Below are 24000 nucleotides of genomic sequence, written 5' to 3' on the forward strand. Positions count from 1 at the left end.
ACATGAACATAAACATCAAGCCCTTGCGAAAACCACATAGCCGCTTGCGCCGTGGTCCCGAACTACCCGCAGGCAAGCAATGGCCTGGGAAGGACCCGTGAAATCTTGAAGAAGAAGGTGCTAGATCACACCCAGATAAATCAGTGGCTTTAAACCCGTCACCTTCTTCAGCACTAGAATCTGCTTCTGCCTCAACAGCGGAGAGGTTCAATCTACCGCATAGCCAAAAGCATTTACCTTTGCTGGTCAGAAACGTGAGCCTTTGATCTGGTCACTTAGGATCTTGTTGCGAGCCTCCCCCACAGATGTGGTCCAAGTTTATGATTAGGAAAGTGACGGATCAGATATGGGCAGCAAGAGACCAAAGCCAGAGGAGATTGTCATTAAGCCGCGATAGGTAAAAGTCTTTACAGGACAAATGATGCCGTACATTGATGCGATCAGACAGATCGGTGTGACTGAGCGTTTGTGCCGCGTTGTCGATGATTTGACACTGAACAAACTGATCCTCACTGAGGCTGCCAAGGGAAACTTCTAAGCCCGTCCCATCGCCGGGCCTGCATCAACCCTGTTCTCACCAAACGAAGATTTTCGAGCGACGTGTTTGCCGCGTCCTTGGTCAACTCCGACCCACGCAGCGCTGTTCACTGAGTGGGCGAGTAGATGAGGACCGTCGGATCGTAGATATGTTGAAAGACTGTTAGCTGAGATTGAGATAGTCACAGCTGAAGGTTTCGCAGTAGCCTTTATGAGCGATTTAAGTTTACCCAACTGACCATAAGCCGACATTCATGAGTATCGCTAACTGTGGCCACAATTGAAACTCTGCAGCCAACAGTATGGTGTGTTGACAACAAGGGCGGTATTCAGGATACGTGATGAAGTGTATGCCCTCAACGCTTTTTAAGGAACCTTGGCCATGACAGGATTGCTGGATCACGGGAGCCTCAAGTTCCTTGACCTGCTCACCCCAAAGGTCAAAGCCGCTTTTGCAGCTGTCGAGCAACGCCACACCTATCAGGATGGCTGCACGATCTTCTCGACCGGCGATGATGGTGATCGCCTGCTCATTGTGCGTTCAGGGGCAGTTAGAATGGGGCGTTTCAGCCCCAGTGGCCGAGAAACAATTCTTGCCGTGCTTGGTGAGGATCACTTCATTGGCATCATGGGCGTGCTGACCGGTCGCAAGCGGACACAAAATGCTACAGCAGTTGGTAAAACAACAATCGGTTATGTTCTCAAAGCTGATTTTCTGACGCTAATGGACGCTCATCCTGAGATCGCCCGCGCAGCTTTGCCAGCGACATTGAGCCGTTTGAATGTGGCGCTGAACATGCTTGACGATCTGCGTTTGCTACCTTTGCCTGCTTATACAGCGGTGTTTTTGCAGAATATGCTCGAAGCTTCAGAAGTGCCTGGCATGCTCAACTGGAACCAGTCTGAGTTGGCTATCGCTGTGGGCACCTCACGTGTTTCTATGGGTAAAGCGCTCAAACAGCTGGAAAACAATGGCCTGATCGTGCTGAAGTATGGCGCAATTGCCGTTCCGGATGAGCAAGCCCTGTCAGATTGGATTGATGCCGCCAGAGCCGAGCATTTATCTCTCTGACGTCTGACCGCCCATGCTATGTGCATAAATCTGAGTAAACAGCCAGATTGCTAAGTTCTTAGCATTCTTTGCGGCGCTGGCTACGTACAATCACTATGTATTTTTATCCCTTCCATATTCAGTTGTCAGCATTTGACCGCTGCCACCTGAATATCAGTGTGCCGTCTGGCGAGTGACAGGGAAGAGAGATCTGTAGTGACTACGTTTAAGGGGGCATTCTATGCATGCGGTTAAACACATCTACGAGCACGCCACAGACAGCCTTTTAGGGCGTTGGTTCAAAGCTCAGACGAGTCCTCCGCAATTTTCCATCAAGCGCAAGGTGCCCTGTTTACATCTCCGGTCCGCTGGTTAGTGATGTTGATGCTGCTAGCTGTGGGAGTGTTCTCCTCTGGTGTAAGTGCGCGAGCACAAATTATCCCCACTTTCTCACCTCTCGGCATGCTGTATTCAGGGCCAAATATGGACCATTCCTTCAATACTGAAGATTGAAGTTCTCTGATTTTCGCAGTCCAACGACCACATTACAAATACTTAAAATCCGAGGAATTGAATGTTCCAGAATAGTTTTGGTTCACAGACAAGACGAAAGCAAAAAGCTGTTGTTTCAGCGTTGCGTGTCCCGGTGATTGCACTCATTGCCCTGGACTTGATAGCCACCAGCAGGTCTGCTCGGGCAGAGGATATCGATGGGTCTTCGTCGGTGACGATCGATAGTGATGCAAGCGTTTCGGACCATCCTAGTCCTTGGGATGTGGGTGGCCCCTTGAATATCGGGGCGACAACCGGTTCCGATGCCAAACTTACCATTCAAAATGGCGGTGAAGTCACCAATACCGATGGAATAATCGGCGTAAACTCTGGTTCTCACGGCACCGTAACGGTGAGCGGATCGGGATCCCAATGGCAGGCCACTGGGGAGTTTAAGGTTGGCAATGCTGGAACGGGTGATTTGAACATTGCCGATGGCGGCACAGTTACAGTTGTCAACGACAAAACTATCGAGGTTGCCGCAACGGCGGGGTCTTCTGGCTCTATTTCGATTACGGGATCAGGCTCGCGGTTACAAATTGGCAGCGCTGGCCAAAACAAAAATCTTTATCTTGGCCGTGAAGGAACGGCAACACTCACCATTAGTGACGGCGGCGAAGCGTTCGTTGCCAACTATTTATACGTTGCCTCAGGCGACGATGCTTCAGGTTCTGTGGATGTGTCCGGGGCAGGATCTCTTCTTGAAGTCGGAGATCGTCTTAATGTGGGTAACGATGGAATCGGAAACCTGACCATTCGCGATGGCGGCAAAGTGATCAGTGAAGATGGTCATATCGGACTTTACGGCCATGGCTCAGTAACCGTATCGGGTGCAGGTTCTTTGTGGCAAACCAACCTGAACACAAACATCAACACCACTTACCTTGCATCCGATGGAACAGCTCGTTTGACAATTGAGGATGGAGGAAAAGCTGCCACGTCGAATGCGATTTTCGGCTTTACCAGCGAAGGGTCCGGGACCGCGACTGTAACAGGAAGCGGATCACGCTATCAGATCACTAACGATCTTGTGCTCGGTCGTGCTAGCACGGGCGCCCTAACCATCAGCGATGATGGCACAGTGGATGTGGGTGGCGATTTCTTCATCGCCCAGAATGCTGGCTCCACCGGAGCACTTAATATCGGTGCCACCGCTAGCGAGGCTGCCGCAGCGGCAGGGGTACTCGACACCGCAGCAATTTCCTTTGGTGCGGGCAATGGAAGCATCAACTTTAACCATATTGATGCTGATTACGTGTTTGCACCTGTGATCAGCGGAAAAGGCACGGTCAACCAACTGTCCGGCACCACGGTTCTGTCCACTGTCAATGCAGGATTTACCGGCAACACTGCGGTGTCAGGAGGCGTGCTGGATGTGCGAAACGGCAATGCTCTGGCCGATACGGGCGATGTGAGTGTCAGCGGCGGGCGGTTGCTGATCAGCGATAGTGAGACAGCGGGCGATGCAACTGTGAACGGCGGCACACTGGAGATCGGCGCGGGCGCAACTCTTTTCACAGATGCCTTTACGTTGGTTGACGGGTCGGTGACGGGCGCAACGCTTATCGGTAGCTCCTATACGGTTGAAAACGGCAGCATAAGTGCAACGCTTGCCGGAAGCGGAGCGCTGACCAAGACCAGTAGTGGCACCGTAACGCTGACTGGTACCAACACCTATACCGGCAACACTACGGTCTCTGCGGGCACACTGGTCGTCGACGGTTTGATCGGGGATGTCACGATCAATGGCGGAACCCTTGGCGGTTCGGGCACAATAACCGGCTCGGTGACGGTCACAAACGGTGCGATCGCTGCCGGTAACAGTCCGGGTACGCTGACCATTGGTGGCGACCTCAATCTTACCTCCGGCTCGGCTCTGGATTATGAACTTGGATCTCCATCCGGCACCGCGGGTGTGGACAGCGATCTGATTGCCGTTGGTGGTGACCTGACGCTGGATGGATCGCTCAATGTCACCGATGCGGGTGGCTTTGATACCGGGCTCTATAATCTGATCACCTATGGTGGATCACTGACCGATAACGGGCTAGATGTGGGAACTGCACCCGGAGGCTTTTTGTACAACGTGCAGACTACAGCAGTTGGTCAGGTCAACCTTCTGGTAAATCCGGACCGGCTGAGCTTCTGGAACGGAGCGGTGACAAGTGCTGATGGAACCGTTCATGGTGGGTCTGGCACCTGGAGCGTGGCCGGAACCAACTGGACCGATGCCACAGGCTCAGCAAGCACACCTTATAAACCGGGCAACACCCTGATTTTCCAGGGAACACCGGGCACAGTCATGGTGGATAGCGCCGGGGTTTCGTTATCTGAAGGCATGCAGTTCGCAGCGGATGGCTATACTGTGACTGGCGGAGATGTGGCTCTGAATGCTCGTTATAGTTTTGATTCCATTCTGTTTCGGGTTGGGGACGGAACCAGCACGGGCGCCGGTTTCACCACAACCATTGCTTCCAACCTGACCGGAACTGGCTCACTGGAAAAAACTGGTCTTGGAACACTCGTCCTGACGGGTGACAACACCTACAACGTCGAAACCACTGTTTCAGAAGGCAAGCTGGAGTTCAGGGATGGTGCAACTCTGACCGGCAACCTATTTATTAGCGTTGGTGGCCCTGAAACAGCAGCTCTGACTATTGCCGATGGCAGCGACGTTTCTGCAAGAACTTATACCCTTGTGGCTAAGGACGCAGGTTCTTCTGGAGCTGTAACGGTAACAGGTCCTGATTCACGTTTTCGAGTTGGGGGTGCTTTTAGCATTGGAGGCGATGGAAACGGAACCCTGAGTGTCTTGGAGGGCGGTTTAGTTACCAGCGCTTATGGCGAGATTGGAGATCGTACAGGCTCAACCGGGGCTGTGGTGGTGACTGGCGAAGGGTCACATTGGAAAAACTATTTCGGTTTGAATACAGAAGGTATCAGTCTTTACGTGGGAACTCAGGGAACCGGAACTCTGACCATTGCCGAAAGTGGCCGGGTGACCAGTCAGAAAGGGGTTATCGGCTCTGCGACAGGTTCTTCGGGAGACGTCGTCGTGTCCGGAGATGGGTCTCTTTGGGAAAACAGCCACTATATGAACATCGGACTGCTCGGAAGAGGTACCCTGACTATCGCAGATGAAGGCGTGGTTGATGTGGAGGACAGCGTCACTCTGGCTAGTGAGACCGGTTCCCTTGGCACGCTCAACATTGGTGCTGCTGCTGGCAACCCGGCGCAGGCCGCTGGGATATTAGATGCCACAGCGGTTAAATTTGGTGATGGTACCGGGCTGATCAACTTCAACCACACGGATAGTGACTACACGTTCTCCGCAGACATCAGTGGGAATGGCAGTGTCAATCAGCTTGCCGGCACTACGATCCTGACCGGCACCAACACCTATACTGGTGGCACCACTGTTTCAGGTGGCGAGCTGGTTGTTAATGGCACCATTGGTGATGTTACAGTCAACGGCGGTAGCCTTGGCGGGTCAGGCACGATTGGCGGATCAGTGTCCGTTGCAAGCGGAACGATTGCTGCAGGCAATGGCCCCGGTACGCTAACGGTCGGCGGCAACCTCAGTCTGACAGCTGCCTCAGTCCTCGACTTTGAACTCGGATCGCCGTCTGGTACAGCGGGCGTGGACAGCGACCTCATCGCCGTTGGCGGTGATCTGACACTGGATGGATTACTCAATATCACTGATGCGGGTGGTTTTGACGCCGGGGTCTTTAACCTGATCACCTATGGCGGCAGTTTGACCGATAACGACCTTGAAATAAGTCTAGCGCCGACGGAGTTCAACTACGATATCCAAACCGCCACAGCGGGTCAGGTCAATTTGTTAGTCAATGCTAACCTGCTGAGTTTTTGGAATGGGGCGGTAACCAGTGCAGACGGCACCATTCATGGCGGATCAGGCACTTGGAGCGCAATTGGTACCAACTGGACTAATGCCGACGGTTCGGGAAGCGCGCCACACGATCCAGAAAGCTTCCTGATCTTTCAGGCAGAGACAGGTACTGTCACGGTAGATAGTGCCGGGGTGTCTGTCTCCAAAGGCATGCAGTTTGCAACGGACGGATACAGAATTTCGGGTGGAGATATTGCACTTACCGGAGCAACTGCGATCCGGGTCGGAGATGGCACTGATGCAGGTGCGGGATATTCGACTGTCGTCGCCTCCAACTTGACTGGAACCGGTTCTCTCAAAAAGACTGGTCTCGGAACACTCATCCTAACCGGCAACAACACCTATTCCGGTAACACCACAGTGTCTGGTGGAGCACTGGTTGTTGATGGTTTCATTGGAGATGTTACGACTGATGGTGGCAGTCTTGGAGGGTCGGGTACACTGGGAGCAGTTACAGTCAACTCCGGTGCTGTGATTGCACCTGGTAACTCCATTGGTACGATGAACACGACATCGACTGTTTTCAATGCCGGTTCGGCTTATCAGGTTGAGCTGAACGACGGCGGTGCTGCAGCGGGTGTCAATAATGATCTGCTGGCTGCCAGTAACACCGTTACGATCAATGGTGGAACGGTGCATGTCATGCCGGAGAACGGAACTGATAACGGATCGACCTATACCGCCGGCACGACTTATACCATCATCAGCGCAGGCGGTGGCATTAATGGAACATTCGATTTCCCTACACCAACCGATGATTTTGCATTCCTCAATTTTGCCCTGTCCTATGATCCTAATAGTGTTTTTCTGACTTCAGAACTTGCCGTGCCCACGTTCTGTGTTTCAGGAATGAGCGCTAATCAATGCGCAACGGGCGACGGTGTGTTTTCGCTTGACAGCGGGACTTTATACAACGCGGTGCTCAACCTTGCAGACGAAGAAGCTCCGCAGGCACTTGATCAGCTCTCTGGCGAAGTACACGCTTCGATCAGGACAGCGCTGCTTGAGGACAGCCGCTTTGCACGCGAAGCAGTGCTGAACCGTATGCGCATTGCAACCGGAGCTGTGGCCGCCGACGGACAGGCGCAGGCTGAAAAACGTATTAGCGAGAGTGCTTCCTTCTGGGGGCAAGGCTTTGGCACCTGGGGGAGCTGGAGTGGAAATCACAACACTGCAGGGCTTGATCGCTCGGTCGGCGGGTTGTTTGTGGTAGGCGATGTCCTGATCGGTGATAATACCCGTCTTGGAGCTTTTGGTGGCTACGATAATAGCAGGTTAGAGGTGAATGGCAGAAGGTCCTCTGCAACAGTAGATACAGTGTATTTGGGTGTCTATTGTGGAGCTCAGTTTGATGCTCTGGGGCTCCGTGTTGGTGGCAGCTATGCATGGCATGATATCGACACAGCACGCTCGGTTGCATTTACTGGTCTCTCTGAAAATCTGGCTGGTTCCTATGATGCGCGAACTGCCCAGTTCTTTGGTGAGGTGGGATATCGTTTTGATCACAACACAAGCAGTCTGGAGCCTTTTGCCAATGTGTCTTACGTCCACTTATCCAGCGACGGGTACTCTGAAACCGGCGGTACAGCGGCTCTGACGGCTGGTCACGAAACCATAGATAGCACCTTCACCACTATCGGGCTGCGAGTAGGAACTCTGGCTGATCTTGGTGAGTTCAGCGCGAAGCTTTCAGCTCAAGCCGCTTGGCAGCATGCGTTCGGCGGCAAGGAGCCGTTTGCCAGCCATGCCTTTAATGGTGGAAGTAACTTCTCTGTCGCGGGTGCGCCGGTTGCCAGAGATGCCCTGGTGCTTGATGTGGGCGCTGCAGTTGACCTGGGAGAGGATGCAGCCATTGGATTGTCCTACAATGGTCGGTTCGGTTCTGGGCTCACCGATCAGGGGCTCAGGACAAACCTTACCCTGCGTTTCTGATCATCTTTGAGCTTCCATCACCGCACAGACCATCACGCCGCTGTCCGCAATCGACAGCGGCGGGCAAACCTTCTTAAAACAGAACGAGAATTAAAATGCGATATCCTTGCATGAGACGCATGGCGACTGGACTGTTCCCTGCGCACTTACCTCATCGCACGATGGCCACAGCATCTGTTCTCGTAACCAATGATAGCAATGTGTAACGGCACTTAGCCAAATAACGACATTATTTCGATGGCAGCGTATTAACATTAAGGAGAGAGCCTATGCAAAAAGACCACCGCATTCGCTTAGAAATCACCAATAACACCTCATCTATTTTCACTTTTGAGCAAGCTCACTTAGAATATGGTCAACTCGCAGATGATAGCGAGTGGCCAAAAGAAATAACTGCTGATGGTGGCCAAGTAACCGTCGAGTGTGATGAGGCGAACAGGTCCGTTGCAGGGTGCGCTGGCTGGGTAAAATATAAATCTGCGTCGCCTGAAAACCCTATAAGTATATATTTCGCGTTCGCCAATCCGATTGGGAACGTTAACAAAATCGATGCCGGGATAAGCGGTCAGATATACGAAACCATGACTTCTCAGTTATTGCCGGTGCAGAGAATTTTCCCAACCAAAGGCTCTGAGGGGCACTATTGGGCAGTGGATGCACGCAGCACAAATGGAAAAACCAACGACGCCAGATTTGTGATTGAAAGCGGTGATGCGACGGAAATTATTCCGGAGAACCCACAGCTGGAAAATGCAGCAGCGACTTTTGACAGCGTCAATGCAAACTCTGGCGGGACTGGCTACTATTTTACCATCCACCCTTCTGTCTACTCACATTTTAAAGGAGTTGGTGCTTTTGACTCAAAGTTAATCTTCACGCACACAAACGTGATGACTGACGACCAGCAAGGCATATACATGATTGGAAATAAAATTCCAAAAAAATATGGAGGCAGTGACATAATTCAAGCAACTTATAACACCGAACATGATCCCGCTTGGGGTCATCCAGGAGGTGTTCAAGTCTGCGGTAGCTATATGGCACTTACACTCGAGAAAAGTGACAAAGGTAATACTCGCTCGGAAGTACAAATCTACGATGTGCGCCCCACGGCAAAAAACAAACCGATGAAACTTCTGACCACGATCCCGAGGGAAGATAGCGGGGTAAATGGCGCAGGGATGACGAAAGAAAAGTCAGTAGGTGAAGAAAAAGGGAAATACATTGTCATTGCAGGGGATAGCCCAGGGCTAAGTGTCTATCGATCCCAAACTACTGACATTAGTGCGCAAACCCAGTTCGACCTCATTCAGTTGATTTCAAAGAAAGATCTCCCTGACACATTTAGTCCGGAGGGTGGTTTCGCCCTCGCGACACAGGAAGATGGACAGCTTTTTATTTTCACAATGCACGGCACCGATAGAAGTTTTGGTTTGTATCGGCTCCAAATTCAAGGAGATCATAGTGCAAGTGTGACTGAAGTTCGTGCTCCAATACTATTGGAGACTGGAGCTTCCTCGTCAGCCGACGCGGAAACAAGATACGACGATACATCAAACGCAATCAGCTTAGCTGATATCAAGGCACGCTATAAGCCAGATACAGATATGATGTGGCCATCGGATTTGGGTGCCAATTTTCGATGGGGGAAAGGTCTTCAGATAACATCATCTACCAGTATTGAGATTTTTGCAACCTCCAGAAGTGCTCTTGCTGGAACGTTTTCAATCGCGACTTGGAAGGCGTACACAGCTATTGACGCTGTCTGGTGGCCTAGCATTAATTACACTACAGGCTCCTCGGTGGCGATCGCTACAGATTACATTTCGGGCTGCCTGGAAATGAACCGTGGCTCCGGTGGAAACAGCAACAAACTTTACTACCGAGTAGGAAGGGCGGATTTCTCCAACAGTTATATCGACTTCGGAAACGGTATATATTTTACAAGCAGCTCCGACTTTGCCGTATCTATGGATAATAAAGATCACTGTATCTGCGTACATAGGGAAAGTGGGAATGGCAATAAACTATACTATGCCGTTGGACTTGCGGATATAGGTGCCCGGACAGTCCATTGGGGTAATAATCAGAATTACGCCAATGGGACCAAAGTAGCAGTCGCCATGGATAACCTCGCTAACTGCGTTGAGCTACATACCGGTAGTGGCGACGACAAAAACAATCTCTACTACATGGTTGGGAGCATGAACTCCACTGCAAAGGCAATACATTGGGGAAACAGCTACAAATATGACACGGGCGCTGATATTGCCGTCGCAATGGATAATCACGGTAATTGCATAGAGACACATAGAGGTAACCCAGCTTCTGGTAACGACGATAAACTGTACTACCGCGTTGGCAGAATAGACTTCAGCAAAAAGACCATAAGTTGGGGCGATAGCATCCAATACGATTCAGGCTCGGATCACTCAATAGCGATGGACAATAATGGTAATTGCATGGAGGTTCATCGAGGTCACGGTAGCAGCGACGATCTATACTACCGCACTGGAAAAATACAGTTCGAGAAAAAAAAGATAGACTGGAGTGAAAGTAAGAAATACGACCATGGCTCCAATCTTGCTGTAACCATGGATAATAATGGCCATTGTATAGAAGTGCACCGGCATTCGGAAGGTGGCGATGACAGCAACAAGCTATACTACAAAATTGGTTTGCCGGATCTGGCCCCTGTTGATTAATCCTTTCCTTTGCAGAGCATAGCGTTCTTCAAACTCCCCGTAGCGACGGGGAGTTTGGTGTATGCGTGGCGATTTGTACGATGAAAAATGAGCAATCATAGAAAAGCTGTATACGTCCGCTGTACCCGACCTATAAACTAGGGATAGATGTTGGAGAGTAATAAACTTTCATTCTGAAAAGCAGACAAAGCGGCAGAAATCTGCCGATATAAAAAATAGAGTTGCATATTGGTCGCAACACACATTCTCACAACAACAGCTTTTTGAGTATTAAAGATTTATACCGAAGGGGACCTCTGCAGACTTTGACGGGAACACGAGGCTTCGCGGGTGCAGCAAATAGCTTGTGACCATTTGTGGACATTCGCCTTAATGCAGAGATATCCCTGTTTTACGTTCTTGCTATTTCTGATTGTGTGCGTTTTGAACAATCCAGAGGTGGGAATGGCAGCGTACTTAAGTTTGAGCGATGGACCCAGTGCGGATTAAGCTGCCATTCGCTGCACTGCGAGAACTTAGGTAAATGAAAAGTCGCAGCTAGCGTCGAGGGCCAACTGTAAAATTTAGCCATTTCAATCACAGATTACTACTGTTCACAAACGGAGAGAAAGCGAAATTGGCTACCTCTAGTTTTGAATACTCATTTATGAGAGGAAGCTAAATTAAGTCATCTTGTCTTTCTGCTGCGCTGTTTGAGTTTGTACCAGAGTACTGCACGGTAAAATGCAACCGGTAGTCTGATAATACTGGTTAGCATCCACCAGAATGACTCATATATGGCAATGATTTGCTCAGCAGCTGCTTGATTGCTATTAATACGCTCTGGAAAATGTTCATGTCGCAACAATCCTCGGTTGAAGAGAAATGCCCGTAAGGACTTGGTCACTCTCCAACTTAAAGAGGTAGTTATGCGTGTCAGGTTTTCCTCTAGTGTACTGTCTGTTGTTGTTTTCTTACCTGTAAGAATTTTGAAGTAATAAGCTTTAGAGCGATTTACTTCCTTCCATCTCTCCGAGAAACCCGCGTTTGACAGCCAATCACTCTCCTTGAATGCGTCTTTGTTACGTAAAGCCACCGTGTTCTGGTGAAGCAATTTCTGATTACGTATGATTGCTTTTGAGATACGATAAACATCTGCATTCATGCGATCTGGGTTTTCCAACTCCTTCAATAGACGTTTCTCGAACCCTGAACGATACTTAAAGTGAAGCAGATGACCGCATGTATCTCCCAACGGAACAGGAGTACACAAGTGTGTTGAGCGAAGGTACTGGAAGTCTGCTTGCCAGTACACAAGCGGTATTTTGTAAGATCTTACAAGATAATTCCTCCTGCCAGACATATCCGCTCGAGCAGAAGAGCGAAGTTCAAAAAAAGGAAAAGCTTGGGTACGTTCTGTATGAAATTTAGAAAAGGGGACATAGTTGGGTGTGTTGGTAATGAGCTCATCTAGATCCACCGCACATTTGGGCGCGCTGGTAAGATCATCACAGAAAAAATCTATTAGAGGAGTATAAAGTGCAAAGGCTAGCTCGCTTTGTAAGGCATCTGCCGTCCCGTGTATTGATAGTTGGGGAGGCTGTAGAAACTCGTCCGCATCAACAACTGTTGTCCATTTGTCTTTGCAATACTTACTGCCAATTTCATTGACCCAATCAATTCCGGCATTTGCTTGCGGGTAACCCCCATTTTTTTCAAAGAGCTGAACATCATTTTGCTGAAGCAAAAACTCACGAGAGCCATCTGAACTACCGGTATCAACAATGTAAAAACAAGTAACTCCAATTGAGCGATAATGATGCAGGAACGCTGGTAAAATGTCAGCTTCGTCCCGTAATATGCAGATTAATGGATAATCTGTTTGTCTGGACTTATTGGAGTGTTTACTAGGTCTCAAATTTTTACCCTAATAAAATTCTGCGCTTTTCGTATAGCCGAACTCACTTTCCCTGGTCGGAAACTTGCTTTTTCAGCATCGCGTTGGTTACTGATAAGCTGAGACGCATCAGGGCGTAGTAAGAAAAGGCTTTTATCTTCAGCATCCATATTGTCCAGAAACGGTAATACCTGCTTGAAATCAGCCTCTTCTTTAATCTGATTTTTCAGCTTCATACTATCTGTACTTTGTCGATAGTAATATAATGGATCAGGATAGTAAGATATTTTTCGATTATCTAATATTAGGCGATTGTAAAATTCAATATCATCTTTTCCAACTCGATATCCTTCAGAATACCCCCCAGAAGCTGAAAAGGCTGTCTTTTTTACAAGGCAGGTTGCATCGCCAACCACATTTACCTTTGTCGCCCATGCTTTTGCAGGGCCTACAAAGCGTATCTGCGTTCCGAGTACACTATTGGACGAATAAGGTTCTCCTTCACCACTGAAACGTAATGAACTGCAAGTTAAACAATCAAGCCCTGCAAAAGTTGCTGCGCTCACAAGCTTGTCGACCATTTCAGGCATCATGAAATTGTCGTCATCAAAGAAAAGCAGAAACTCACCTTTGGCAACTTGAGCGGCCTTGTTTCTTGCTGCCCCTACATATCTATTTTCCTGATAGAGGATGCGCCATGACTTATCTTTGTACCTTTGAGCAAGGGCCTTAAGCGTTGCACGTGCAAGCGGCGAACGACTACCATCATCAACGACTATCACCTCAAAATTTCGATAGGTCTGGCGTTCAATGCTCTTTAAAGCTTGGGTTAGAAGATGGGGGCGTTCAAAATGAGTAAGACAGATACTGACTAGCGGATGATTGTCTTTCTTTGGTCTGGCTGCCTTTGACATTGATTGGTTTTGGCGGTGCCAGTTCTCCCAGACTGTCAGTGATCTCTTCAATCTATCATGTCTCACTGCAGGGGCTGGGAGTCGTTTGGTATAATGCTCAAGCCGGCCTGCTAGTGCCAGATGATGAGGTTCAAATAAGACTCCTTCTCGTCCGTCTTCATCAATCAGTTCATACGTCCCACCGGTATTTGCAGCAATAAACGGAACCTGTGCAGCTAAGCATTCATAAACAGCCAATGGAGAGTTTTCCAGTAAGGATGGGATCACTGCTAACCGGCCTTCGACACTAAGGTATTCGATTGCTTGAAAAGCATTGCAATTGACTTTAAATGTGACTTTGGTTTGCCACTTCTTGCTGTTTTGCATAATGAACTTCTGAGCATCAAACCGATGAGAATAACCTCCGAGAAAAGTGATTGGGGGAATTGAAATGCCTTTTGCAGCTAGCGCATTGAGAGCATTAACAAATAACAAGATACCTTTCCGAGGTTCCAATCGGCCAAAAAACACCCATTCCCCCACGAGAGAGCATCGTTTTGGAGTAACGCTGCTAAGGTCTTCTAGGAACACGTTGGGCCAGTAAAAACTTTTTGCAGGAAGTTTATAGCAATTACGAAGCATCCAATTCAAAAGATGCTGACTGCCGCAGATGAGCGTATCAGCCATTTCCACGCTCTGTCGCTCCATAAAAACCCAACCAAGTTGACGGTATTCTTCCAGGAACTGCGAATTTCCCTCCGCAGCCCAGAGTGTTGGAGAGGAACCTTTGACAACAAATTGTAAATTTAGAAATGCAATACCCAGTTTCTTGGCTAATAAAGCAACATACCCCAAACCACGCCACTCTGACACGTGCACCATATCAAAATGACTTTCGTGCTCTCGCAACCATTCATAGGCTGCATATGGAGGTGCCATTGTCTGAGCCATCTCAGTTTTTGCAAGTACCTGAGGAGCAACAGCAGAAAATTCAATACCATGTTCAGAATAAAAATCGCGAGTGATCCGCATTTTTTGTTGGTTTTTGGCATGCCCATTTACAAAGCAAATGGTTACATGATGCCCGGTACGTTTTAAAAACACTGCCAAATGAAAATAAGCAGTACCAATACCACCATTTTTTATAGGCCCGAAGATATCAGCAGTAATAATGCATATGCGTTTGCTAAGCATCGGGGCAATCGCATTTATGTCCTGCTGTAGTTCGATCATTCAAACGATTTCCTCACTGCGCAACCAACATCTCGGCAAGGTATCTTAGCTTGCCGTTACGAACTATGCTGCCGTCCTCTTTAACCTTTACCGTGACTTCGGCATTCACATCTCTTGCTTCCTTGGGGACCAACAGTATAAAGCCATGCTGAGCAAGCTTCTGGTTTCTGCTGCCAAATCTAGCAATGTATCGATCAGCTTTGGCTTCAGTCATGGCAACACCATTAACTTCCAGAATAACTGTCAACTTTTTTGAAGTATCTCTTCTATCCCATGCCCATCCTTCAATGTGAGTGGGGTTTAAGGCAAAAAGCTCCTTTGGCGGTATAGATGCTTTAATCGGAGAACCTGAGTAACCACGGAACAAGCGAAGGAGTTTTCTCTTAGGCCTATGCAAAGAAATAAGGCTATCAGCTGTAAGAAATAGCTTCCTCTTTTCTCCAGAGTACGCTGTTAGCTTATCCTGTTTCAGCGTTCGCTTAGTTGCTTCCTTCAACTCCGAAATTGATTCTGGTTGCTTTTTTTTTGCGGCAATGCTTGGAATTTTGAAAAGAGTATCATGCTGGCTAAACATCCTTTCGGCTGCATCTCGGTTTAAGATCACACTGCCCGATACAGCTACAAAAACATTTCTGGAGAGCTTGATAACTCGGATGAACTGCGAGCGCGTCCTGTCTTTGTTCGCTAAATGAAACTTAATATTGTATCGGTCACCTTCCGGCCAATCCTTTGGAATGTCAAAGGCATGCAGCGTTGTTTCGCCCGTTTGATTTATGAGTGAGATTTGTTGCTTTGTTCCATTAGCAAATAAAGAACGTTCTCCTGAACCAATCGCAACACAAAGTATTCGCGATGCACTCTCATCCAGTCCAATCGCAACTTTGGACCATCTATTTCTTAGTTTGCGAGATCTGTCTGCGTGCACAAGCCAAACCGGTTCATCATCTTGTCGTTTTTTATCCCGATATAGCTTTGGTTGGAGTTTGAGACTTCCGTGACCTGTGTGGGGCAAAAGAGCTAATTTACGATATGCGATGTTATCATTTTCGATCAATGGCATTGAGCGCAAATATGACGCGTTTGAGTTGTTTTGTTGCTCTGTTAGTTCTCCTAGCTCAAATGCGCAGGCCAAGCGGCATTCAGGGATCACCATAAGGTCAGTATTGTGTTCGTTTTTCGCTCGGAGCACATACTCTTGTAAAAGCCCAAAGCGAAGGTCATACGGTTGCAGTCCACTCAATTGGGCTATGAGTTTCTTAGGAATACAGACTACACTTGCTCCAACCGAATTTCCGAATACGACTTCTGAGACAATATCGCTTCCCATCGGCATAACAATTTTGTTGTCTGGCAGCTTAACAAAGCTTGAAATGATGGCATTCTTTTGGTGCTGAATCGCAACGCGAATATCGTTACAAAAACCTGAAGCAAAATGAACGGCCGTACCATCGCATAAAATGCAGGCATCAGCAGAACATTCATCCATTATTCGATTGAACGCTTGTCCTGCCGGGAAACCAATAAACGGGCATAATCTGGAGCTTATGCCATTACGTTGCAAATATTCGACAATGCCCCGAGCTGTCTCTTCAAGCTCCGGTAACGTAACCAGAATGCTTACTTTATCTGGGAGCTCGCTCAGCAAAGCTTTTGCAAATGCCATTGCAGTACCGCTTTCACGCAGCAAAACAACTATCTCTAAGGTTCCAGCGACTGTTTCTTGCCTCTCTTTCGCATTCAATACTGCTAGCTTGTTAAGCGTTACTGTTGCTTCCTTACCTGAGTTCCTAGCGTATAAATCTCCTAGGTAGGCGTGAAAGCCGTACCAGGTTTTTAAGTTGTCTTGATTACTGAAACTGGCACCCGCGATGGGATGGCCTTCCATGAGTGCGGATTTCAAACGGCCGGCCAGCTCGTATGCGTTCGGTGGTATCAGGCAAGCAGAATGATCTTCTTTTGCGATCAGTTCAGGTGTCCCACCAACATCTGTTGCTATAAATGGAATGTTATGTTCAAGCGCTTCATAAACAGCCATTGTAGAATTTTCGATAAGCGAAGGCATAACTGCAATCATGTCTCTCGAGCACAGAAATGAAAGAGCTTCTGGTTGGTTCAGGTGAGTTACACAGTTGACCTCAAAGCTCCAGCTTTTGGCTTTTCTGTTAATAAAATCAACTACTTTTTCATTATTCTGGTTTGAAAGTGCTTCGCCGTATTTACCGAGAAAATTCACTGTCTTAGGGGGGGTACCTTCCCGTTCTAAAAGATCCAGAGCTGTACAGAATAACTCAATCCCTTTGCGCATCTCCAAACGGCCGAAAAACGTTAGTTCTTGAGCATGAATCCTATCCCCAGTTTTTCGAGGAGGCCTCTGATCGATAACATCAATTTCTGAAAAATCTAGAATATTTGGTTGCACATAAGTAGCTGCAGGCAGCTGATAACCAACATGCTTCATAAAACACAGCAAATGTGCACTACCGCCAATGACAATATCACCAAGTTCAACGCACTTCTGTTCAGCAAAACTCGCTGGCAAAAGGTCGCGTTTAGCAATGGGTTGCATCTGGTAATGGCGGTTCCATAGATGTGGAGAAGAAGTTTTAATGATAAAAAGGGTCTCTTGAAACGCAAGGCCGAGCTTTTTAGCCATCAAAGCGTAAATTAGGCCTCCTCGCCATTCTGAAGAGTGAACTACATCAAATTTTTGTTGTTCTTTTAGCCAGCGATAAGCCGCGTTGTATCGCCCTTGCCAATTTTGAGACGGACCTACGATAGTCTCGGTTGTATGTTGTAAGTAGTGTAGAGCGACGCCAAATTCAGCAAAATGCTTAACCCAATGCTGAGGTGTTTCGTTCTCAACACTTTCCCCTTTAAGGTAGAGAATATGAACTTCATGATCACGAGCAGCTAGCCCTTTGGCTAGATGGTAGTAAGTGGAAGCAATGCCACCATTTCTGACTGGCCCAAGGATCTCTTCTGTAGCAATGCATACGCGAAGTTTGTTGCCTGATGTATGGCTCGCGTAGCTATCTAGATTGGGGAAAGCTTCGATCGCAAATGTGTCAATCTGCATGCTGGGGCACTCCACGCTCATCACTGATTGGCAAAGCGCTCAACTTATTCTGAAAATAGTCCCATGTTCTCTGGATACCAGTAATTAAGTCAGTCTGAGGCATAAAGCCCAAGTCTCTCCGAGCTTTTCTAATATCAGCGAAGTTATGGAGAATTTCGCCTGCCCTAAAACCATGATAGGCAATTCTTAGCGCATCATTTTGGCCCGAAACTATTTTTAAAATGCCAATAATTTCGTTGATCGAAGTTGGCTTTCCGCTGCCAAGCTGAAAAACCCCATTATGTTTAGATTTCAGTGACTGAAGGATGCCCTGACAAAGATCTTCAACGAACACGAAATCTCTGGTTTGGCTACCATCACCATACACTTGACACGGCTCACCCATAAGAATTGATCTAACAAACATCGCGATTGCGCTGCCCTTATGGATAGAACGAGGCCCATAGACATTTGAAAAGCGTAGCGACGTGATATCCATTCCGTAACTCTGTGAATAAGCTGCACAATAAGCCTCAGCAGCAGCTTTTGATGCACCATAGGCTGAAGCTGGGTATGCTGGCATGCTTTCGTGGACTGGTTGGGGGCCATCTCCAATAATTGCGCCACCAGTTGACGCATTAACAAGGCTTCTAACACCTTGTTTTCGCATAGCTTCCAAAAGGTTCAATGTACCTTTTACATTGACGTCAAAGTTATAGGTAGGATCTTCAATGGAATCTATTACACGCGTATCAGCAGCTAAATGTATGACCGCGTCGACGCCTTTTATCGCATCCTCAAGAACTGATTGATCCCTAATGTCCCCATGGATAAAATAATGAGGTACGCCACCTAACGAGCTTGCGTTTCCTGTGACTTCACTGTCCAAAACCAAGATTTCGTGAGCTGCCACCTCAGATGCGAGTGTTCTGACCAGGTTCGAGCCGATAAAGCCACAACCGCCAGTGATGAGGATACGATTAAACATGTCTCTAAAAACTCGTCAAAACTAGGAGGTGGTTATGGGTTGCTTAGTTTTCTTGCTCCAATAGGAGACACAGCGAATTTTTGAATGATCGGCTCTCTCTCGGTAGCGTTCAGTGATTTCTGTGACCTCTCGAAACAGGCTATCCTCCATGAGAGTCGGTTGCCAACCTAATGATTGCAGATGGTCGTTCTTAACCACTAGATCATTCTTTTCCGCCTCATTTCGAGGATTTTGCACATAACTGATTTCACATCCCGTGATTGACTGGATGCACTTTGCTAGCTCTGAAAGGCTACAGGTTTCAGACATTTGATTCAGGATAGCCGGACGGCTGCCAAGAGGCGGAGGTGCCAAAAGCGCATATTCAATGCACTTACACGTATCTGAGATGTGAATAAACGCTCTTGTTTGCCCCCCAGTTCCATGAATAGTGAGCGGTAGACCAACTGCCGCTTGCATTAGAAAACGATTTAGAACCGTTCCATAGTCGCCGTCATAATCGAACCTATTAATCAGCCGTTCATCTAAACTGGTATGTTGAGTTTGAGTACCCCAAACAATTCCCTGATGAAGGTCGGTGATGCGCAGCTTGTCATTTTTTGCATAATACTGAAACATCTGAGCATCCATAGTTTTAGTCATATGGTACACAGAGCCGGGATTTGGTGGATAGACAATAGAGTCCGTTATTTGGCGGTTGTCAGATGTATTGATCTGAACATCAAGATATCCTTCGGGAATTGGAATTGGTTCGTCGTGGCCATATCCATAGACCCCCATGGTACCTAAGTGCACCAAGTGGATATCCTGCTGGACCTCTACAATTGCATTCAAAATATTGTGAGTGCCACATATATTGTTGGTGATTGTGTAGTTTTTTGAGTAGCAGTTTTTCATTGAGTAAGGCGCTGCGCGTTGCTCAGCGAAATGCACAATACTGTCGGGCTTTTCATTTCTTAACAAGCTTATTAGCTTGTCAAATTCATGAGCAATATCAATTTCTATGAACTGAATGATGTGTCCGGTAAGCTCAAACCAGGCATGGACTCGTTCATTGATGGTACGAATTGGGGTAAGGGATCCAACGTTTAATTCAATATCGATACGCCTGCGAGATAAATTGTCTATGATTATAACATTATGCCCAAGGTTACTTAGATGAAGGGCTGTAGGCCAACCGCAAAAGCCATCTCCTCCCAACAAAAGTATCTTCACTATTCAAGTCTCCAATGGGTGATCTTTAAAACGACTTAGCATTTCATGTACTTAATTATAATGGTTGCATTCATTATACAATACACATGATATTCACGTTCTAAAAGACGTGTCTAACTAATCGCAATATCTCATTTACCTAGTGCTTTAATAAAAGAAATATTAGGTTGGTGATATGCTTGATATCACGAGGACATTAATGTCAGTCAAAGTGCCCACCCGCTTAGATAAATTTGAGTTAGGGAAACAAGCTGCTCTTGATGGCGACCTAGATAAAGCCAGAGAGTATCTGCATCCTTTAGCTGAAGCCGCTCCATATCACCCGGCTGCTTTCTTTCTATGCCAGATCGAGTCGAAAAAAGGCATACTCAATAACTGTGAGAAATATTGTCTGACTTTTCTAGCTAAGCATCCTCAGCATGCAGGCATGCGGACGATTTCAGCGTTGCTTCAGATTGCAAAAGGAGACCTCAATCAAGCAGAAAATGAATTAAAAATTGCGTTGAACACCAACCCCAAGCATAATCGGGCTCTGAAAGTGCGCCAACAGGTGGGATGGTTGCGAAAGCAAGGAGAAGCTCGTGATGCTCTTGAAGTTCTCGATTCGAAACACCTCTCCAAACTTTCGCGGCTCAAAGCAGGTCGGCAATTAAAAAAAATCACGCCAGCCGATGATTGGGATAATCACGAACTACAGGCTAAAATAGCTTTTTTTCATAATAGTGGTGACATGCGGCGAGCCCTCAGGAATTTCGACCCAGAGTTAATCGAGAAGGCTGTTGAACTTGGGTATTGCACTTGGCCTAAGAAAATCCAGAATTATGTTAAAGGCAAGAACATCTTAGATGTCGGTTGTGGTTTTGGCGGGTATGCGTTTGGTTATCTGTGTGCTGGCGCTCGGAGCTATACTGGGATCGATCCTGCAATGTTGCTTGAGGAAAAACGAATGCGCAACAAGCGCATACGGCAATGGGTAGAAGTTCCAAAAACCGCAAAAGAAATCGCGAATGCTATTGAAGACATTGAATTACTTCAAACATCAACAAGTGATTTAGTTGGCCAAAACACCTACGATATTGTCTGCCTGCATAATGTCACGGAGCACCTGACAGATATAAGAAGCGTATTTGCTGATATATCCAAATTAGTAAATAAGAATGGTAAGCTCATCTTTCTTCATCATAATTTTTATGGATGGAGTGGACATCACATGGCACCTCATAACCCCTCTGTATTAGATACCAGTAATCCCGAGCATAAAAAATTCTTTGACTGGAATCACATCAGCATCCTCAAGGAGTTACCAGAAGATCATTATCTATATACCAACCTTAACCGCATTCGCATTTCAGAACTGCGAGAATTAACTCAGGAGTTTTTCGATATAAAAATTTGGGACCATCGCCCCTCTCCAGATAGTGTGTTGCAGCGCATGACTCCTGAAATTACTAAGAAAGTAGAGGGTATTTTACCCGATATTACGACGAATGAACTGGAAACCAATGCGGTTTTTTGTGTTGCTGGAGCGCGTTAGTTGATCCAAGCGGAAGTGCAAAAACTCCGCCATATTAATGTCAGGGATTAACATCATGATCGACTTTGCGATCAAAAATGCTGTAGTTTCTCATGGGTGTTATCTCCATCCAAGTATCTCATTTCTTGGATTAGGTTTGCCTGAGAATGTGCTCACAGCATCTGGCATGCTCTCTGTTGCTGAGCGGAAAATGCTCTATAATTTAGCATTAAAAAGCTACTCAGCGCATGGGGCGGTCATTGACGCCGGGAGCTTTATGGGATCATCCGTGGTTTCTCTTGCTCAAGGCCTTCGCGATAATCCTAAATCTCAGCAGTTTTTGTCGCCCTTGGGCTTTAACACAAAACCAATTAGCAGCTACGAACTCGGTTATCTACCAAAACCGCGAAATGGCTCCGACATTGTGAGAAAGTTTGGAGATGTCGAATATCGTTTTGGGGATTCATTCCTTGGAATTCTCAAAGAAAGTATTGCACCCTATGAAGAGCTTATCGAACTATACGCAGGCGACTTTTGTGACTTTGAATGGAGCGGCACACCTATCGAACTCTGCTTCGTTGATCTTTGTAAAACGCCTAATCTAAACAGACACGTATCTAGCCAATTCTTACCAAATCTTATCGAAGATGCCTCCTTCTTTGTGAACCAGGATTTTTTCTTTGACCGACTTCCTTGGATCAAAGTTACAATGGGTTACCTTCACGACTATTTTGAATGGTATGGACAAGTGTTCACCAGCTCGATTTACCGAAGCAAGAAAAAGATACCAAAAGAAGTTGCAGAGTTTGATCCCTTCACGGAAGCAAGCTTGGATGAGTGTCTTAGATTCCACGATATACATGCGAGCGCCCACCTAAAAGATGCTGATAAATTTAGAATGGGGCTTTCGAGGTCATATTTGATTGCGATGAAAGGTAAAACTGCACATGCACTTGATTACTTAAAATATGTCGAAGAAGAGTTCAGCCATATTCTGGATGATGAGGCTACAAATGACCGAGGCAACAATTTTAGGTTTAAAAGAGCATTTAGGCAGATTGAGAGAGAAGTTGTTTAGTTGCTTGATATTATTTCAAATGAATGAGCATTGTCTGCATTAAATGGCAAGTTGGATGTTAGCGTTGTATAGGGCTATTCCCTAACCAAGCGAATGTTCGTAATGGCAAAGCTACATGTTGCACCTGCGAACTCTCCCTCTGTTAGACGCAGTGTCGAGCGTCAGCAAAGGGCTCGCAAACCGATCTGACCGTCTTACTCAGGTAATCGCATAGAGCTATGAAGGGCTTCCCGCTAAGCTACTGAGAATGCCTTCCATGTAGATAGCATCAACTCTTGATAGAAACGTTCTAATGTCCGGTGTTGGCCCATAGCTGCTATTCGCTTAATCACGGGGCAGCCTATACAAAGCGTGATGTCAACTTAGAGTTGGCTTTAATCCGCTTGGCGCTGAGGGCCAAGATGTATGGACCGCTTGCATTTCGCAAGAGAGTTTTTACTTGGAACCTTGAAGTCGCTACTATGTATCCGACCTGTTTATCGGCACGCGGGCCGTGGCCTTGATGGTAATACGCACGTACCTACAGTCTAATTACCGGACAGGTTACTTAGAACCATTATGGCCCTCTGACTTTGGGTGCGTTCTTTCTTCCGTTCCATGCTTATGCTCTGTCGCGAACTTTAAGGAGGTTCTGGTTAGATCGCCTCCATATCAGTTGTATGGTTGTCAAACTCCGTGCAATTGTACAATACGCTCCAGGCTATCCTTGCCAGCTTATTGGCCAAGGCGACGGCCAGTTTATTCTTATGCATTCGCTTGGATGCCCGCTTTAGCCAGTCTCCGAAGCTCAAGTTCTGCCAAAGTTTCGGTCGCATCATTAAAACGTGTGCCGCTTGCACCAACAGCATGCGTAAATAGCGATTTCCTGCTTTCGATATTTTGCCGAGGATGGGCTTGTCTCCTGTGCTGTACTGCCGAGGGACCACACCCAACCAAGCGCCAAGGTCTCGTCCGCGTTCAAAGGCAGATCCGTTGACGATGGCGGCCACCAGCGCGGTGGAGATGATGGGTCCGATGCCGGGGATACTCATCAGCAGTTGGCAGCCAACGTCATATTTGCTGATCTGTTCGATCTCGGTACTGGTCGCATCAATGCGTTCGTCTAGCCACAGCCAGTCTTCAGAAAGGCCGATCAGTATGTCGTGCATGCGCGAAGAAATCTCATTGGCGCGATTGTCGAGAATGGCGAACAGAGAGTTTCTCAAACTGCTACTACCTGTGCGCACCGCAATTCCTTGCTCTAACAGGAAGGCCCGGATCTGGTTGATGGTGGCGGTACGACGCGAGACCAATCGAGATCGAACTCGATGCAGGGCTTGCAGATCGAGCTGATCCTGGCTCTTTTCCTGCACGTAATTCAAATTGGGCCGCAGCACGGCCTCGGCCACAGCTTCAGCATCGTTGTAATCGTTCTTCTGGCCTTTGACGAAAGGCTTGGTGTATTTGGCGGCGATGATAC

General features: G+C 47.4%; 11 protein-coding genes and 1 pseudogene. 6 read left to right on the plus strand and 6 right to left on the minus strand.

The window, feature by feature from the left end; genetic code table 11:
- Window positions 1–346: 346 nt before the first annotated feature.
- The 4 genes and pseudogenes from PsWM33_RS28460 to PsWM33_RS15440 all read left to right on the plus strand — a co-directional run.
- Window positions 347–695, plus strand: a pseudogene (locus tag PsWM33_RS28460) (IS3 family transposase); the annotation flags it as partial.
- A gap of 224 nt (window positions 696–919) precedes the next feature.
- The gene (locus tag PsWM33_RS15430; RefSeq protein WP_063300822.1) at window positions 920–1609 is read left to right on the plus strand and encodes a Crp/Fnr family transcriptional regulator; all 690 of its coding nucleotides are present in this window, start codon (window positions 920–922) and stop codon (window positions 1607–1609) included.
- A 553-nt stretch (window positions 1610–2162) separates the two neighbouring features.
- Window positions 2163–7985 (plus strand): autotransporter domain-containing protein, encoded by a 5823-nt coding sequence (locus PsWM33_RS26840; protein ID WP_082827029.1) that lies wholly within the window; start codon window positions 2163–2165, stop codon window positions 7983–7985.
- Window positions 7986–8254: 269 nt separating this feature from the next.
- Window positions 8255–10690 (plus strand): hypothetical protein, encoded by a 2436-nt coding sequence (locus PsWM33_RS15440; protein ID WP_063300823.1) that lies wholly within the window; start codon window positions 8255–8257, stop codon window positions 10688–10690.
- A 667-nt stretch (window positions 10691–11357) separates the two neighbouring features.
- Here the strand turns inward: PsWM33_RS15440 and PsWM33_RS15445 are convergent.
- The 5 genes from PsWM33_RS15445 to PsWM33_RS15465 are packed head-to-tail and all read right to left on the minus strand — an operon-like array spanning window position 11358 to window position 19950.
- Complete coding sequence (locus PsWM33_RS15445) at window positions 11358–12587, minus strand: glycosyltransferase family 2 protein (protein WP_208981893.1); 1230 nt, start codon at window positions 12585–12587, stop codon at window positions 11358–11360.
- Window positions 12584–14692, minus strand: coding sequence for a glycosyltransferase (locus PsWM33_RS15450; protein WP_063286990.1), 2109 nt, complete (start codon window positions 14690–14692; stop codon window positions 12584–12586). The genes PsWM33_RS15445 and PsWM33_RS15450 overlap by 4 nt, the downstream gene beginning before the upstream one ends.
- Before the next feature lie 13 nt (window positions 14693–14705).
- Window positions 14706–17768, minus strand: a complete 3063-nt coding sequence (locus PsWM33_RS15455) for a glycosyltransferase family 4 protein (RefSeq protein WP_063286991.1) — start codon at window positions 17766–17768, stop codon at window positions 14706–14708.
- Window positions 17758–18735 (minus strand): SDR family NAD(P)-dependent oxidoreductase, encoded by a 978-nt coding sequence (locus PsWM33_RS15460; RefSeq protein ID WP_063286992.1) that lies wholly within the window; start codon window positions 18733–18735, stop codon window positions 17758–17760. Before PsWM33_RS15460 ends, PsWM33_RS15455 begins: the two co-directional genes overlap by 11 nt.
- A 21-nt stretch (window positions 18736–18756) precedes the next feature.
- On the minus strand, window positions 18757–19950 hold the full coding sequence (locus tag PsWM33_RS15465) for an NAD-dependent epimerase/dehydratase family protein (protein ID WP_063300824.1): 1194 nt from the start codon (window positions 19948–19950) through the stop codon (window positions 18757–18759).
- A 175-nt stretch (window positions 19951–20125) separates the two neighbouring features.
- On the opposite strand from PsWM33_RS15465, the gene PsWM33_RS15470 reads away from it, so the two are divergent.
- Window positions 20126–21484 (plus strand): class I SAM-dependent methyltransferase, encoded by a 1359-nt coding sequence (locus tag PsWM33_RS15470; protein WP_208981892.1) that lies wholly within the window; start codon window positions 20126–20128, stop codon window positions 21482–21484.
- Window positions 21485–21539: 55 nt separating this feature from the next.
- Window positions 21540–22541: a hypothetical protein gene (locus PsWM33_RS15475; RefSeq protein ID WP_057462699.1), complete on the plus strand. Its 1002-nt coding sequence runs from the start codon at window positions 21540–21542 to the stop codon at window positions 22539–22541.
- A gap of 635 nt (window positions 22542–23176) precedes the next feature.
- Here the strand turns inward: PsWM33_RS15475 and PsWM33_RS15480 are convergent.
- A partial coding sequence (locus PsWM33_RS15480) for an IS110 family transposase (protein WP_244276705.1) occupies window positions 23177–24000 on the minus strand: 824 nt, incomplete at its 5' end.

It is taken from the genome of Pseudovibrio sp. WM33 (assembly GCF_001623165.1).
Taxonomy (GTDB): Bacteria; Pseudomonadota; Alphaproteobacteria; order Rhizobiales; family Stappiaceae; genus Pseudovibrio.